A 16,610-nucleotide genomic window follows, 5' to 3' on the forward strand; every position below is an offset into this window, starting at 1 on the left:
GTAACTTCGCCTCGTTACATCAAGCGTTGATAAAGGTCGCGGTATGACTGCGCCGCAACGTGCCAGCCAAAGTCCAGAGACATCGCCTGACGCTGAACGTAACGCCACAGAGATGGACGGGACCACAAGACGAAAGCACGCCGAATCGCCCGCAGCAGCGACCAGGCATTACTGTCCTCAAAGACAAACCCGCTGGCGATACCGTCCGCAAGGTTTTCCAGAGAACTGTCCGATACGGTATCCGCCAGCCCGCCGGTACGACGTACCAGCGGCAGCGTGCCGTATTTCAGGCCATAAAGCTGCGTCAGGCCACACGGTTCGAAACGGCTCGGCACCAGAATGACGTCAGCACCGCCCATAATCCGGTGCGAAAACGCTTCGTGATAGCCAATCTGCACCCCTACCTGCCCGGGGTGTTCCGCCGCTGCCGCAAGGAAACCTTCCTGCAGCACCGGGTCGCCGGCACCGAGCAGCGCCAGTTGTCCCCCCTGCTCCAGTAAGCCCGGCAGCGCCTCCAGCACTAAATCCAGCCCTTTCTGGCTGGTCAGACGGCTGACGACGGCGAACAGCGGCACTTTATCGTTCACCTTCAGCCCCATCGCAATCTGCAGCTGGCGTTTGTTTTCCGCTTTGTCTTCCACGGAATCGCGGCCATAGCGTGCCGCCAGCAGAAGATCGGTCTCCGGATTCCAGATCTGCTCATCAACGCCGTTGAGGATCCCCGACAGGCGGCCCTCACGATGGCGCTGTCGCAGCAACCCTTCCAGACCGTTACCAAACTCCGGCTGGGTAATTTCCCGGGCGTAGGTCGGGCTCACGGCCGTAATGTGATCGGCGTAGTAGATGCCGGCTTTCAGGAACGAAATCTGCCCGTTAAACTCCAGCCCGTGCATGTTATAGAACGACCATGGCAGATCGATGTCATTCATGTGATGGGCATAGTACATGCCCTGATACGCCAGGTTGTGAACGGTAAAGACCGATTTCGCCGGGTGGCCGCGCGCCGCCAGATACGCCGGTGCAAGCCCGGCGTGCCAGTCGTGAGCGTGTACAACATTCGGGCGCCAGAACGGATCCAGCCCGGTTGCCATTTCAGCACCGACCCAGCCGAGCAGTGCGAAACGCAGCACGTTGTCGGTATAGGCGAACAGGTTCGTATCGTGATACGGGCTACCCGGTCGATCGTATAAATGCGGCGCATCAATCAGGTAAATGCCTACGCCATTGTAATGTCCAAACAGCAGGGTGATGCGTCCGGCGAAGGTTTCACGACGAGTGACCACCTTTGCATCTGGAATACCACGCCGGATATCCGGAAAAGCGGGCAACAGAACTCGGGTATCTACACCCCCGGCGATTTGCGCCGCAGGCAATGCGCCAAGAACATCCGCCAGACCGCCCGTTTTTAACAACGGGAACATCTCAGAACATACATGTAAAACCTGCATTATCGCTCCTGTTTGACCTGCAGCTTCCGCAACATTTCCCGTGTTACTAACACGATCCCCTCTTCCGAACGGTAGAAACGACGCGCGTCTTCTTCCGCATTTTCACCAATCACCATGCCTTCAGGTATGACGCAGGCACGGTCGATAACGCAACGGCGCAGACGGCATGAGCGTCCGACCCAGACATCCGGCAGCAGCACCGCCGAATCGATATTACAGAATGAGTTCACGCGCACGCGGGGGAACAGCACCGACTGCACCACCACCGACCCCGAGATAATGCATCCGCCGGACACCAGCGAGTTCAGCGTCATGCCGTGACTGCCGGAGCGGTCCTGAACGAATTTCGCCGGCGGCAGCGATTCCATGTGGGTACGGATTGGCCAGTTCTGGTCGTACATATCCAGTTCAGGCGTCACCGACGCGAGATCGAGGTTTGCTTTCCAGTAGGCCTCCAGCGTTCCGACGTCGCGCCAGTAAGGTTCAGCATTCGGATCAGACTGTACGCAGGACAACGGGAAGGGATGTGCATACGCCATGCCAGCTTTGGTAATTTTCGGAATGATGTCTTTGCCGAAGTCGTGGCTGGAGTTTTCGTCTTTGTCGTCTTCTTCCAGTAGCGCGTAAAGATAATCGGCATCAAAGACATAGATCCCCATGCTGGCGAGCGATTTGGTATCGTCCCCTGGCATTGTCGGTGGGTTCGCCGGTTTTTCGACAAAATCGATAATCTTGTCGTCGGCGTCGACGTGCATCACCCCAAATGCCGTCGCCTCAGCAACAGGCACAGGCAGGCATGCCACGGTGCAACGCGCCCCTTTTTCGACGTGGTCGATCAGCATGTGGGAGTAGTCTTGCTTGTAGATATGATCGCCCGCGAGGATCACGATGTATTCCGCGTTATAACGGCGAATAATGTCGAGGTTTTGCGTCACCGCATCCGCCGTCCCGCGATACCAGTTCTCACCGTGAACGCGCTGCTGGGCAGGCAGAAGATCGACAAACTCATTCATCTCTTCACTGAAGAATGACCAGCCGCGCTGGATGTGCTGCACCAGAGTATGCGACTGATACTGCGTAATGACGCCAATGCGGCGAATGCCTGAGTTCAGGCAGTTGGAGAGCGCAAAGTCGATAATACGGAACTTACCACCAAAGTGGACGGCAGGTTTGGCGCGTTTGATGGTCAAATCTTTCAGACGAGTACCACGCCCGCCTGCGAGTATCAGGGCAACAGTTTTTAATGGTAGCTGGCGTGCCAACATTAAGGGATCGTTCTTCTCTAATCTAACCATGACTAACTCCTTTTTTATCATCTTTGGAATACGCACACTCCGTGCGCAGGCCCGTGCCAGACAGCCATTACTACCGGATTATCCGCTCCGGCAAATGGGGGAACAGCGCGCCATTCCCCGTCAGGTAAAACAATCTCAGCGACGTCATCCGTCGCGTTCAGCGTGACCAGCCACCTCTCCGAAAGCAGGATTTGCAGGCGTGGTACGCCGTGTTGCCACTCTTGCGCGCTTAAGGGTTGCGCGTCTTGATTCAGCCAGCGGACATTACCGTCGCCCTCTTCCCACCAGCGATCGGCGGTGAGCGCGGGAATTTGCTGGCGAAGATGGATCAGCGCAGCGGTAAAGTGAATCAACCCGCTGTTCGCTTCACCCCAGTCGAGCCAGGTCAACGTGTTGTCCTGGCAATACGCATTGTTGTTACCATGCTGACTGTGACCATGTTCATCGCCTGCCAGCAGCATCGGCGTGCCCTGCGACAATAACAGCGTTGTCAGCAGCGCATGCACGCTGGCGCGTCGCCGCTCGATAACATCAAGGCTTCCGCCTAACCCTTCTATACCATGATTGAAGCTATGGTTATTGTTAGTGCCATCGCGATTCTCCTCGCCGTTCGCTTCATTGTGTTTCTGATTGAAACAAACGCAGTCCCGGAGCGTAAAACCGTCGTGCGCCGTCAGCAGGTTGATCGTCGCAGACGGTCGTTTGCCATCGCGCTTAAAAAGATCGCTGGACCCGGCAAAGCGTCCGGCGAACTCCCCCAGCGACAGATTCCGTTCCAGCCAGAAGCGGCGCGCGGCATCGCGATAGTGATCGTTCCACTCGGCAAACAGGGGCGGGAAATTCCCGACCTGATAACCCCCTTCACCGATGTCCCACGGCTCGGCAATGAGCTTCACCTGTGACAGCACCGGACAGTTTTTGATCGCTTCAAACAGCGGCGCCTGCTGGCTGAAGGCCGGCGTACGCCCCATAACGGGTGCCAGATCAAAACGAAAACCGTCGACGTGGAACGTGTCCACCCAGTACTTCAGGCATTCATACGCGAAATGCATGACCGCCGGGTGGCTGAGATTGAGCGTGTTACCGCAACCGGTCCAGTTGAAGTAATCGCCATCGTCCCTGATCCAATAATAGCTACGGTTATCAATTCCGCGCATGGAGAGCGTCGGTCCATCGAGATCGCTTTCCGCACTGTGGTTCAGTACCACGTCCAGAATGACCTCAATGCCTGCCGCATGAAGCGCCTTTACCGCATCACGAAACTCGTCCCGCGCCTTGTCCGGATGAGTGGCATAGCGGGGTTCGAGCGCAAACATCGCCAGCGGGTTGTAGCCCCAGTAGTTACTGAGCCCCAGCCGCTGCAGACGAGGTTCACTGGCAAAATGCGCGACGGGCAACAGCTCCAGGGCCGTGATCCCGAGGTGCTTGAGGTAGGCAATCATGGTCGGATGACCGAGCGCCTTGTAGGTGCCGCGCATCTCTTTCGGGATTGACGGATGCAGATACGTCAGCCCTTTAACATGCGCCTCGTAGATAACGGTGTTGCCCCACGGCGTGCGCGGTGGGGCATCGTCTTCCCAGTCGTAGAGATCGTTCACCACCACGCTTTTAGGCGCCACGGGGGCGGGGGCGCTGTCGCGGTGGTCGGGTTCACCGTAGCCGACATGGAAAATAGGGTCGTCTTTAAACTCGCCATCCACGCGGTGCGCACACGGATCGATCAGCAGCTTCGCCGGGTTAAACCAGTGCCCCTGCGCAGGTGCCCACGGGCCGTGTACGCGATAGCCGTAGTGCATTCCTGGCCGTCCCCCGGCCAGGTAGCCGTGCCAGGTATCTCCTGTGCGAGACGGCAGGTCGTAACGATGTTCATTACCCTCGCCGTCAAATACGCACAGTTCAACCCGCTCCGCATGGGCAGAAAAGAGCGTGAAATTCACCCCCTTTCCATCAAAACGTGCCCCGAGCGGTTCGGGTTTACCTGCCGTAAGCTGGGTCATTCCCCCTCCCGGATCAGCCAGATGGTACTGAGCGGCGGTAGCGTAAGGCTCAGGGAATTCGGTCGCCCGTGGCTTTCAATGGCATCGCTTTGCACCAGACCACCGTTACCGGCATTGCTGCCGTGGTAGTGCGTGGAATCTGTATTCAGGATTTCACGCCACTTGCCGGCCTGGTTAATCCCGAAGCGATAATGATGGCGCGGTACAGGGGTAAAGTTGCTGGCGACGATAATTTCGTTGCCGGCTTTATCCCGTCGCACAAAGACAAACACCGAGCGCTCATGGTCATCCACCACCAGCCACTCGAAACCGTACGGGTCAAAATCAAGCTCATGCAGGGCTTTGTGGTGACGGTAGGTCAGGTTCAGGTCCCGCACCAGACGCTGTACGCCGTGGTGCCAGTTGTCGCCCCCTTCCAGCAGATGCCAGTCGAGGCTGGTGTCGTGGTTCCACTCGCGCCCCTGGGCGAACTCATTGCCCATAAACAGCAGTTTTTTACCCGGGAAGGCGAACATCCAGCCGTAGTAGGCGCGCAGGTTGGCGAACTTCTGCCATGCATCGCCCGGCATGCGGTCGAGAATGGATTTTTTGCCATGCACCACTTCGTCATGCGACAGCGGCAGCATGAAGTTCTCGGTGTAGTTGTAGAGCAGCCCGAAGGTGAGCTTGTCATGGTGATACTGGCGGTAGACGGGATCCAGCTTCATGTAGTCGAGCGTGTCGTGCATCCACCCCAGGTTCCATTTGTACCAGAACCCCAGTCCGCCGGTTGACGGTGGACGGGAGACGCCAGGGAAGTCGGTGGACTCTTCCGCCATCGTCACCGCACCTTCTACCTGCTCGCCGATAATACGGTTGGTGTTGCGCAGAAACTCAATCGCTTCCAGGTTTTCACGGCCGCCATACTCGTTCGGGATCCACTCGCCTTCTTTGCGGCTGTAGTCGCGGTAGATCATCGACGCCACGGCATCAACGCGCAGGGCATCAATGCCAAAGCGCTCAATCCAGTACAGCGCATTGCCCACGAGGTAGTTTGCCACTTCACGACGACCGTAGTTGTAGATCAGCGTGTTCCAGTCCTGGTGATAGCCTTCGCGCGGGTCGCTGTGCTCGTACAGCTTAGTGCCGTCAAACTCTGAAAGACTAAAATCATCGGACGGGAAATGGCCCGGCACCCAGTCGAGGATCACATTTAACCCGGCGGCGTGCGCGGCATTGATAAAATAGCGGAAGTCATCGCGCGTGCCGAAGCGACGCGTCGGGGCATACATCCCGGTCGGCTGATAACCCCAGCTTCCGTCGAACGGGTGTTCATTAATTGGCAGCAGCTCAAGATGGGTAAAGCCCATCCATTTCGCGTACGGAACCAGCTGGTCGGCAAGCTCCCGGTAGCTGAGCCAGAAGTTGTTATCAGTATGGCGACGCCAGGAACCGAGATGCACTTCGTAGACGGAAATTGGCGCATCAAAGCGGTTGGCCTGCTTGCGTTCTTCACTCTGGACAACTTTTTCCGGCAGGCCGCAAATCATTGACGCGGTTTCCGGACGCATTTGCGCTTCGAAGGCGTACGGGTCGGACTTAATACGCAGCTTGCCGTGCGCATCGATCATCTCGAATTTATACAGCTGGCCGTTGTGCGCGCCGGGGATAAACAGCTCCCAGATACCGCTTTCACGGCGCAGACGCATCGGGTGACGACGGCCATCCCAGTAGTTGAACTGGCCGACAACGGAGACTCGCTGGGCGTTAGGCGCCCACACGGCAAACCGCGTGCCGGTGATGCCATCCATCGTATCGGCATGGGCACCCAGCGTTTCATAAGGTCGCAGGTGGGTACCTTCAGACAGCAGCCACGCGTCCATCTCCTGTAAAAGAGGCCCAAAGCTGTAGGGATCATCGATGAGATTTTGCTGACCATGCCAGATAACGGCAAGCTGATAACGAAAAGGGTTTTTACGACGGGGCATTACGCCCGAAAAGAAGCCACGAGAATCGAGGCATTCCAGATTGCCGACCTTGCGGCCGGTTTTGGGTTCGATAACCCACACTTCTGTGGCATCCGGTAACAGTGCCCGGACTTCCAGCCCGGCCTCGGTACGGTGCATCCCCAGTACGGAAAAGGGGTCGGCAAAATGACCCGCAATAAGCGCATTAATCACGTCTCTATCCACACGATCGGACATGGTATTCATCCTGTTTTTTATGTCGTCCTTTTTTAGCGCCTGGGACGACTTTAATGTGACCTGAACGGGCATCCTCTCAGCCCCGTCCTAACCTCAGGTAAGAAATAACTCTTCCTTAAAGCATAGCCAACGCTCTAAATGACTCCTGATAAAAAATAAGACATATGCGTTTTACTCCATGTAGTACGCGGAAAAGGGGGTGAAAATCACCCCCGGGGTTTAACAAATTATTACGCCAGCTGGCGCAGCATGCGACGCAGCGGCTCGGCTGCGCCCCACAGAAGCTGGTCGCCGACGGTGAATGCAGAAAGGAACTCCGGCCCCATGTTCAGCTTACGCAGACGACCAACCGGGGTGGTCAGCGTGCCGGTGACGGCAGCCGGGGTCAATTCACGCATGGTGATGTCGCGATCGTTTGGAACCACTTTCGCCCACGGGTTGTGTGCAGCCAGCAGCTCTTCCACGGTCGGAATCGACACATCTTTTTTCAGTTTAATCGTGAAGGCCTGGCTGTGGCAGCGCAGCGCGCCGATACGTACGCACAGACCGTCAACTGGAATGGTGTTCGCGGTATTGAGTATTTTGTTGGTCTCAGCCTGACCTTTCCACTCTTCGCGGGTTTGGCCGTTATCCAGCTGTTTGTCGATCCACGGGATCAGACCACCGGCCAGCGGTACACCAAAGTTATCCACCGGCAGCTCGCCGCTGCGGGTCAGCTCGGTGACTTTACGCTCGATATCGAGAATAGCGGAGGCCGGGTTTGCCAGCTCGGTCGCAACGCTGTGGTGCAACTGGCCCATCTGCGTCAGCAGCTCGCGCATATGGCGCGCACCGCCGCCGGATGCGGCCTGGTAAGTCGCCACGGAGACCCACTCCACCAGGTCCTGTGCGAACAGGCCGCCGAGGGACATCAGCATCAGGCTGACGGTGCAGTTACCGCCGACAAAGGTTTTTACGCCGTTGTTCAGGCCGTCGGTGATGACGTCCTGGTTGACCGGGTCGAGAATGATGATGGCATCGTCTTTCATGCGCAGTGAAGACGCCGCATCAATCCAGTAGCCCTGCCAGCCGCTTTCACGCAGCTTTGGATAAATTTCGTTGGTATAATCGCCGCCCTGGCAAGTGACAATAATGTCGAGTGCCTTCAGCGCTTCCAGATCGAAAGCATCCTGCAACGTACCGGTGCTGCCGCCAAAAGAAGGTGCAGCCTGGCCGAGCTGGGAAGTGGAGAAGAAGACCGGGCGGATGGCGTCAAAATCGCGCTCTTCAACCATGCGTTGCATGAGAACAGAGCCGACCATACCGCGCCAGCCGATAAAACCAACGTTTTTCATAGCATTTTTTTCCTGCAGAGGGTGTGTGCTGATTGTGCAAACCAGTATTCAACTGGGATATGCTTCACATTACAAAATGCTGCCAAAGTCGCAAGCGAAATTAATCGATGATGGCCCGCCAATCAGAAATAGCGCTAATCATCATAATAACCATAGAGAGTTTCAGGGATAATTTTAATGAGTGAAATCATATCCGCGGCGGTTTTATTGATCCTGATAATGGATCCTCTGGGCAACCTGCCTATCTTCATGTCGGTGCTGAAGCACACCGAACCCAAACGCCGTCGGGCGATCATGATCCGCGAGCTGCTTATCGCGCTGCTGGTGATGTTCATCTTCCTGTTTGCCGGTGAGAAAATCCTCGCCTTCCTGAATCTGCGTGCCGAAACAGTTTCGATTTCCGGTGGGATTATCCTGTTCCTGATAGCGATTAAGATGATTTTCCCGAGCGCCGAAGGCAGCAGCAGCGGCCTGCCCGCGGGGGAAGAGCCGTTTATTGTGCCGCTGGCGATTCCCCTCGTCGCCGGACCGACGATTCTGGCAACGCTGATGCTGTTGTCGCATCAGTACCCTAATCAGATGAGCCATCTGGTGATTGCCTTGCTGATTGCCTGGGGCGGGACGTTTATCATTCTGCTGCAGTCGTCGTTGTTCCTGCGCCTGCTGGGTGAGAAAGGCGTAAACGCGCTGGAGCGCCTGATGGGGTTGATTCTGGTGATGATGGCGACGCAGATGTTCCTGGACGGGATCCGCGCGTGGATGAAGGGCTAGGTAAAAACAAAAAAGGACAACTCACGTTGTCCTTTTGCTTTTAGCCGGGTTTAACTCAGCAGCGTAAACGCAATCATCCCGACAATGGCACCCGTCGTGCCGAGGATGGTTTCCATCAGCGTCCAGGTTTTCAGGGTTTGCGCTTCGGTCGCACCGGTAAATTTACCGAACAGCCAGAAGCCGGCGTCGTTGACGTGTGACACCACAATCGAACCGCCCGCAATACAGATTGAGAGCGCGGCCATCTGGGCACCGGAGTAGTTAAGCTGTTCAATCACCGGCATCACCAGACCCACGGCGGTTAAACATGCCACCGTCGCAGAGCCCTGGATGATACGCACCGCCGCAGCCAGTACGAAACAGGTCACCGCAATGGGCAGCCCCATGCCGGTCAGGGCTTCGCCCAGCGCCGGACCCACGCCGGAATCCACCAGCACCTGTTTGAACACGCCACCGGCACCGATCACCAGCAGAATGATACCCGCCGGCTGCAGCGCATGGCCGCAGATTTCCATCACTTTGTCTTTCGGCATGCCCTGGCGCATCGCCAGGCCGTACATCGCCACCAGACACGCCACCAGGATCGCGGTGAACGGGTGGCCGATAAACTCAAACCATTCGTACGCGGTAGACCCCACCGGCACGAAACGCGCGGCGATGGTTTTCAGCCCCACCAGCACCAGCGGCAGCAGGATCAGCGCCAGGCTGAAGCCGAAGGACGGCATTTTGCCTTCGCCAAGGTGCGGCTCGGTGACGTCATCCGGAATGTGAAGCTCAACGTAACGGCTGATGAAGTTGCCCCACAGCGGGCCGGCAATAATCATTCCCGGGATCGCTGCACACAGGCCAATCAGGATCATCCAGCCAAAATCGGCGTGCATCTGAGAAGCCAGCAGCATCGGCGCAGGCCCAGGCAGCAGGAACGCCGCCGCTGCCGCCACGCCCGCAAACAGCGGAATCACCAGCTTCACGAGGTTAGTGCCGGTATGGCGCGCCATCGAGAACGCCACGCTAATCAGCAGCACCACGGCCACTTCGAAGAACAGCGGCAGCGCACAAATCAGACCGGCGAGGCCAATCGCGTAGTGCGCACGGCTGTGTCCGAAAGATTTGAGCATTTTGACGGCAATCTGGTCGACTGCGCCCGTCTCATGCAGGATCTTGCCAAACATCGCGCCCAGCGCGACCACAATGGCCAGGAAACCCAGCGTGCCTCCCATCCCTTTTTCCATCGTCGCTGCGATCTTATCGAGCGGCATACCGGAAAAGAGACCTGCACCAATAGACACCACCATTAAGGCAACGAAAGCATGCATACGCGCTTTCATCACTAAAAACAGCAGCAGCAATACGGAACCAACTGCTGTTAAAACTAGCGTTAATGTACTCAAAACTTACTGCCTTTTATTAATGACCTCGATGGTGCTGGCAACAACACCCTCCAGTGACTGATCGATATCAACCACTAAGACGTCTTTCTCATCGTCACCCGGCTCCTGCAACGCTTCGAACTGCGTCACCAGCATCTGGGTTTTGAAGAAGTGGCCTTTACGCGCCTTCAGACGGCTTTCAATCACCTCGAAATCGCCTTTCAGATAGATGAAAGAGAGGTTCGGGTTGCCGTCACGCAGCAGGTCGCGGTAGGTTTTTTTCAGCGCGGAGCAGACGATCAGGGAGACCTTGTTGGTACGCTGCATCGCGAACGCGGCGTCATTCAGCGCCTGCAACCACGGTTTGCGGTCGTCATCGTTCAGCGGCTCGCCGGAGGCCATTTTCATGATATTGCTGCGCGGATGGAGGAAGTCGCCATCAAGAAACGCCGCATGAAGTTGATGCGCCACTTCGCTGGCCACGGCAGATTTACCGCTACCGGAAACGCCCATCAGGACGTAAACGTGGTGATCATGATTAGTCGTGCTCAAAGGGTGTCCCTCAGTCAATTGTTACGGGTAACAGTTATCGGTAACATTGTCCTGCTGGGGCAAAAGAGAAGCAATATCCAAACGTGCGCGAAGTGAATAAGTGTGACCCACTTCAAATTTGTCAGCTTAAATAGATCCACCCGGTGACAAGGTGAAACCTAAATCTAACATTTTCGGCGTCACCGTCTCGCCACGTATGCGCGCCAGCAGGCGTTCTGCGCCAATACGGCCCATACGTTCACGCGGTGTCAGGACGCTCGCCAGACGGGGTTCCATCACCTGGCCGATGTCGTGGCCGTGGAAACCGGCAATCGCCATGTCTTCGGGGATCTTCAGCCCCAGACGCTGGCATTCGAACGCTGCACCGACCGCAAGGTCATCGTTGGTACAGAAAATACCGTCCAGTTGCGGATACTCGCGTCGTGCCTGACGCATCAGTTCAATACCCGACGTATAGGATGACGACTGCTCAACCATCACGCTGTACGGTGTTAAACCGGCGTCGAGCATTGCCTGTTCGTATCCCTTCTGTTTGATGATAGTACGTTCATCCAGACGTGCACCCAGGTAGGCAATATGCCGATGGCCGCGGGCGATGATAGCCGCCGTCATCTGGCGCGCCGCTTCGAAGTTATCAAAGCCCACCGCAATATCGAGACACGGCGACTGGCTGTCCATCAGCTCCACCACCGGAATGCCTGCCACTTCAATCATTTTTAGCGTACGGGGGGTGTGAGTACGTTCGGTTAAAATCAGACCGTCGATGTTCCAGGAGAGCATGGATTCCAGACGTTCTTCTTCCAGTTCCGGCTTGTACCCATAGTGAGCGAGCATGGTCTGATAGCCAAAGGCATCGGTCACGCTTTCAATGCCGCGCAACACCTCGGCAAAAACCTGGTTGGTTAAGGAAGGCAGGAGGACGCCAACCGCGCGGCTGGTCGCATTCGAAAGAATATCGGGGGCGCGGTTAGGGATATACCCCAGTTCATCGAGGGCAGCGGCAATCTTGCCACGCAACGCCACGGAAACCTGTTCCGGGTTACGTAAAAACCGGCTGACCGTCATTTTGGTCACACCGACGCGATCGGCTACATCCTGAAGTACGGGGCGTTTCTTTTTCATCGTCCTGAGAAATCGTAAGTGATAGATTTGCTCAGTTTATCACGGACAAAGCCCATCCTTCCCCTGTCAAAGGGAAGGATGGGCATTTATTTATGATTTATTACACCGGTGGCAGATCAAACAGCAGAATTTCGCTTTCACTGTCGGCATGCACGGACAGTGCCTGCTCATCCCAGATTGCCAGACCATCCGCCGTGGTAGCTTTCGTGCCGTTAATAGACACCTCGCCTTTCACCACCTGGATCCAGACGCGGCGGTTAGCGGCAATCTGATGGACAGACTGTTCGTCTTTTGCCAGCGCCCAGCGGTACAGTTCCATATCCTGGTGCACTTTCAGCGAACCGTCACGCGCATCCGGAGAGAGCACCAGCTGTTTGCCCTGTTTAGCATCAAAGCGGCGCTGTTCGTAGCGCGGGGTGATGCCGGTTTCTTCCGGAATGATCCAGATTTGATACAGGTGCAGTTTTTCCGTTTTGCTTGGGTTGTATTCAGAGTGACGCACCCCGGTACCCGCACTCATAATCTGGAACTCGCCCGCCGGAACCTGCTCTTTGTTGCCCATGCTGTCCTGGTGCTCAACCGCCCCTTCCAGCACATACGTCAGGATTTCCATGTCTTTGTGCGGGTGAGTACCGAAGCCCTGGCCTGCATCAATCACGTCATCGTTAATGACGCGCAGTGCGGAGAAGCCCATAAAGTTCGGGTCGTAGTAGTCAGCAAACGAGAATGAATGCCATGAGTCCAGCCAGCCATGATTCGCGTGACCACGTTCGTTTGCTTTGCGTAAGTAGATCATTGTTTCACCCTCAGTTCGTTTCGATGGAGTAAGTGTGGACGCAAACGGCCTGGGATCATAGAGGGTGAAAATTGACTCCTCTGTTCAAAAATTTAGAACAAGCAAAGAGGAGTCATGTTTTCTTATCTGGCGAGGGTTATCGTGGCAGGAGAGGCCTGTTCGAAGGCCCGTTCAAGGAGTTCGAGATTGGTCATAACTTCAGATTCCTTGACGTAATTGGGCGCACCGTTAGTCAGGGTCTCATACAGCGCATCGTAAACGCGTCCGTAGTCACCCGCTTCGGGTTTCACGTCCTCTCTAACGGTGATGCCCTCTGCGTTGACGTACTCCAGCACGCCCACGGAGTCATCCGCCGCAAACCCCGGGTCGCCGGGCATAATGTTCGCCTTCAGGCTGGTCTCCTGCTGGTCGATACCGTACTTGATAAACGAGCCTCGGGTGCCGTGAACGATAAATTTCGGGTAGTCAATTTTCACCAGATGGCTGGTTTTGACGATGGCTTTCAGGTCGCCGTAAAACAGCTGGGCTTCGAAGGTGTCATCCGGATTGGCTTTGTTGCGCAGGCTGCGGATATCGTACGCCATGTGGTCCGGTCGGCCAAACAGAGAGATGATTTGATCGAGCGTATGCACGCCCAGACCATAGAATGAGCCATCCTGCGGCAGGCCGGGATGCGTTTCGGCCACCGGACGGTAGTAATCAAAGTGGCTTTCAATCTCGACGATGTCACCCAGTTTACCGCTCTCAATCACTTTTTTTGCCGTCAGGAAGCAGCTGTCAAAGCGGCGGTTTTGGTACGGCGTGACGGTCAGCCCTTTGCGCTTCGCCAGGTCAAACAACGTTTTCGCCTCTGCCATTGTCGGGGTAAACGGCTTTTCCACCAGCACGTTTTTGCCCGCCTCCAGCGCGCGTTTTGCGTACTCGAAATGGCTGTCAGCATGGGTACAGACAATCACCAGTTTGACCTGCGGATCGTTGAGGACCTCATCAAGATCGCAGGTGAAATGAATATGGGAGTACTGGGGAGACTGCTCTTCCGGCTTCGCGCGACGCCGGTAGATATGGGCAACGTGCCAGCTGTCTTTGCGGTTGAGAACATACGGAAGGTGGTAACGCGTGGTGCTTTTGCCAAATCCAATAAATGCGCAATGTAATGTCATGGCTCAGTCCTTTTTAAGGTTACTGAGTGCAACCATAGCGCAAGTTTTGCCCTCACCCCAGCCCTCTTCCATGGGGAGCGGGCGAAAAAAGACAAAAAAAAGCCAGCGTAAAGCTGGCTAAAGTAATACTGGAAGCAATGTGAGCAATGTCGTGCTTTCAGGTTCCCGTAGGGGTCTTCCTGAACGCAGAGCAATAATAATCATTCTCATTCGCACTTGTCCAATCTTTTTTGCAAAAATTAGCAGTTGACTCAAATTTTAATCTCACTGATGTTGGAATGGACGTTTAACTGACTGAGGATGAAGGAATGAGTGAGATTGTGATACGCCATATCGAAGCCCGCGATGCAGAAGCGTTACGTGACATTATGTCGCATCCTGGGGTGTATCACGACACGCTACAACTTCCCCATCCCTCAATGGATATGTGGCATGACCGGGTCGCGACGAAACCGGGAAGACGGCATCTCGTCGCCTGTCTTGACCAGCGAGTGGTTGGCCATATGGCACTCGATGTGATGGAAAATCCCCGCCGCAGCCACGTTGCAACGTTCGGCATTAGCGTGGCCGCTGATGTACAGGGACGCGGTGTGGGTCGTGCGCTCATGCGCGAAATGGTCAATCTCTGCGACAACTGGTTGCGCATTGAACGCATTGAGCTCACGGTTTTTGCGGATAACCCTGCGGCACTGGCGCTGTATAAGAAGTTTGGGTTTGAAATCGAAGGGGCCGGCAGGAACTTCGCCCTGCGTAACGGCGACTATGTGGACGCGTATTACATGGCCCGGCTGAAGTGATAAATTGCCCGGTAACGCGACGCTTACCGGGCAATAAAATCAGAACCCCGCCGTCAAATCATCCACCGAACGCGGATCCGAGGCCCCAAACAGCGTGCCGTCCGGGCCGACCATAATGCTCTGGGTGCTGCCCATTGCCTCTTTCAGCGCCACCTTCTGTCCGCGCTGCTCCAGCAGTTTTAAGGTGTCCGGGCTAAAGCCCTTCTCAACACGCAGCTCGTTCGGCAGCCACTGATGGTGGAAACGCGGTGCGTTCGTCGCTTCGGCGACATTCATTCCAAAGTCGATGCTGTTCACCACCATCTGCAGCACCGTGGTGATAATACGGCTGCCGCCAGGGCTGCCTGTCACCAGCCAGGTTTTACCGTCTTTGACCACGATGGTAGGCGACATGGACGACAGCGGACGCTTCTTCGGTCCGACCGCATTCGCATCCCCACCCACCAGTCCGTAGACGTTCGGCACGCCCGGTTTGGCCGAGAAGTCATCCATCTCGTTATTGAGCAGAATCCCGCTGTTGCCTGCCACGATGCCTGTACCAAAGGTGGTGTTGAGGGTATAGGTCACCGCCACCGCGTTACCGTCTTTATCCACCACCGAGAAGTGGGTGGTCTGGTTGCTCTCATACGGTGCCAGCTTGCCCGGGCGGATCTCGCTCGACGGTTTGGCCTTGTTGATGTCAATCTCATCAGCAATCGATTTGGCATAGGCTTTATTGGTCAGCGCCTGCCACGGCACCTTCACGAAGTCCGGGTCGCCCAGGTATTCTGAACGGTCGGCGTAGGCGCGTTTTTCCGCCTCTGCCATCACCTGCATGGCATCCGCACTGCCGAAGCCGAACTTGTGCATATCGAAGTTTTCAAGAATGTTGAGGATCTGCACGATGTGAATGCCGCCGGAAGACGGCGGTGGCATCGAGAAAACGTCATAGCCGCGATAGCTTCCGTGAATCGGCTCACGCTCGACGGCCTTGTACTCCGCGAGATCCGCTTTGGTGATAAGCCCACCGTTCTTTTGCATCTCTTCGGCAATCTGGTCGGCAATCGCCCCTTTGTAGAACGCATCCGGGCCGTGCTCCGCGATCAGCTCCAGACTTTTCGCCAGGTTCTTCTGCACCAGCTTATCGCCCTTCTTCAGCGGTTCGCCGTCTTTCCAGAAGATAGCCTTGCTGTTTTCGTGATTCGGAATCACTTCGCTGCCATAGGTTTTAAGATCGTCAGCCAGGGCGTCATTCACCACAAAACCTTCGCGGGCGAGCTTAATCGCAGGCTGTACCACTTTGTTGAGCGGCAGGGTGCCATATTTTTCCAGCGCCAGGGAGAAGCCTGCGACGGTGCCCGGCGTACCGGAGGCGAGATGCGAGGTCAGGGATTTTTTGCTGTCCGGGTTGCCTTGATCGTCAAGGAACATATCGCGGGAAGCCTGTCCTGGGGCCATCTCACGGAAGTCGATGGCGGTGGTTTTGCCGTCTTTGGTCCGCAGCATCATAAAGCCGCCGCCGCCCAGGTTCCCCGCCTGCGGATGCGTCACCGCCAGCGCATAGCCCACCGCGACTGCCGCATCCACCGCATTACCGCCCTGCCGGAGAATATCGACGCCCACTTTCGTTGCCAGCGCATCCACCGACGCCACCATACCCTGCGTTGCCCGCACGGGATGAAAAACATCTTCCTCCACGCCGTACGAGACTGGCGGAGCCGCTGGCGGGTTGGCCGCCACGCTAAATGTGCCGCCTGCCATCAGCGCGGCGATCGCTATCCAGCGCAAAAACGTTGGTTTCATCAT

At 56.2% G+C, this 16,610-nt stretch carries 13 protein-coding genes; 2 read left to right on the plus strand and 11 right to left on the minus strand.

Features of this window, described 5'->3' with window-relative positions:
• Nucleotides 1–14: 14 nt before the first annotated feature.
• The 5 genes from glgA to asd all read right to left on the minus strand — a co-directional run bounded on the left by glgA (nt 15) and on the right by asd (nt 8,257).
• Nucleotides 15–1,448 carry a glycogen synthase GlgA gene (glgA, locus tag BJ887_RS22400; RefSeq protein WP_014171982.1) on the minus strand — a complete coding sequence of 478 codons (1,434 nt, stop codon included), beginning with the start codon at nt 1,446–1,448 and terminating at the stop codon, nt 15–17.
• Nucleotides 1,448–2,743: a glucose-1-phosphate adenylyltransferase gene (gene glgC / locus BJ887_RS22405; RefSeq protein ID WP_020884559.1), complete on the minus strand. Its 1,296-nt coding sequence runs from the start codon at nt 2,741–2,743 to the stop codon at nt 1,448–1,450. The genes glgA and glgC overlap by 1 nt, the downstream gene beginning before the upstream one ends.
• 17 nt (nt 2,744–2,760) lie before the next feature.
• Entirely contained in the window at nt 2,761–4,740 is a 1,980-nt protein-coding gene (gene glgX / locus BJ887_RS22410; RefSeq protein ID WP_121340470.1) for a glycogen debranching protein GlgX, read from the minus strand.
• Nucleotides 4,737–6,923 carry a 1,4-alpha-glucan branching enzyme gene (glgB, locus tag BJ887_RS22415; protein WP_020884557.1) on the minus strand — a complete coding sequence of 729 codons (2,187 nt, stop codon included), beginning with the start codon at nt 6,921–6,923 and terminating at the stop codon, nt 4,737–4,739. The genes glgX and glgB overlap by 4 nt, the downstream gene beginning before the upstream one ends.
• Nucleotides 6,924–7,153: 230 nt before the next feature.
• Nucleotides 7,154–8,257 (minus strand): aspartate-semialdehyde dehydrogenase, encoded by a 1,104-nt coding sequence (asd, locus tag BJ887_RS22420; protein WP_014171986.1) that lies wholly within the window; start codon nt 8,255–8,257, stop codon nt 7,154–7,156.
• 177 nt (nt 8,258–8,434) lie between these two features.
• On the opposite strand from asd, the gene yhgN reads away from it, so the two are divergent.
• Nucleotides 8,435–9,028 (plus strand): NAAT family transporter YhgN, encoded by a 594-nt coding sequence (yhgN, locus tag BJ887_RS22425; RefSeq protein ID WP_003861574.1) that lies wholly within the window; start codon nt 8,435–8,437, stop codon nt 9,026–9,028.
• A 50-nt stretch (nt 9,029–9,078) separates the two neighbouring features.
• On the opposite strand, the gene gntU is transcribed toward yhgN, so the two are convergent.
• The 5 genes from gntU to BJ887_RS22450 form a co-directional block, all read right to left on the minus strand.
• Nucleotides 9,079–10,419, minus strand: a complete 1,341-nt coding sequence (gene gntU, locus BJ887_RS22430) for a gluconate transporter (protein WP_014171987.1) — start codon at nt 10,417–10,419, stop codon at nt 9,079–9,081.
• A gap of 3 nt (nt 10,420–10,422) precedes the next feature.
• The gene (gene gntK / locus BJ887_RS22435) at nt 10,423–10,950 is read right to left on the minus strand and encodes a gluconokinase (RefSeq protein ID WP_020884556.1); all 528 of its coding nucleotides are present in this window, start codon (nt 10,948–10,950) and stop codon (nt 10,423–10,425) included.
• A gap of 126 nt (nt 10,951–11,076) precedes the next feature.
• Nucleotides 11,077–12,072, minus strand: a complete 996-nt coding sequence (gntR, locus tag BJ887_RS22440; RefSeq protein ID WP_014171989.1) for a gluconate operon transcriptional repressor GntR — start codon at nt 12,070–12,072, stop codon at nt 11,077–11,079.
• A gap of 100 nt (nt 12,073–12,172) precedes the next feature.
• Nucleotides 12,173–12,868, minus strand: coding sequence for a pirin family protein (locus BJ887_RS22445; protein WP_014171990.1), 696 nt, complete (start codon nt 12,866–12,868; stop codon nt 12,173–12,175).
• A gap of 122 nt (nt 12,869–12,990) precedes the next feature.
• Entirely contained in the window at nt 12,991–14,028 is a 1,038-nt protein-coding gene (locus BJ887_RS22450; RefSeq protein WP_020884555.1) for an oxidoreductase, read from the minus strand.
• 308 nt (nt 14,029–14,336) lie between these two features.
• Between BJ887_RS22450 and yhhY the strand changes: the two genes are divergently transcribed.
• Nucleotides 14,337–14,825 carry an N-acetyltransferase gene (gene yhhY / locus BJ887_RS22455; RefSeq protein ID WP_121340471.1) on the plus strand — a complete coding sequence of 163 codons (489 nt, stop codon included), beginning with the start codon at nt 14,337–14,339 and terminating at the stop codon, nt 14,823–14,825.
• 39 nt (nt 14,826–14,864) lie between these two features.
• On the opposite strand, the gene ggt is transcribed toward yhhY, so the two are convergent.
• Complete coding sequence (ggt, locus tag BJ887_RS22460; protein ID WP_121340496.1) at nt 14,865–16,607, minus strand: gamma-glutamyltransferase; 1,743 nt, start codon at nt 16,605–16,607, stop codon at nt 14,865–14,867.
• Nucleotides 16,608–16,610: the final 3 nt, after the last annotated feature.

It is taken from the genome of Enterobacter sp. WPR_3_1, assembly GCF_003635055.1.
Lineage (GTDB): Bacteria > Pseudomonadota > Gammaproteobacteria > Enterobacterales > Enterobacteriaceae > Enterobacter > Enterobacter ludwigii.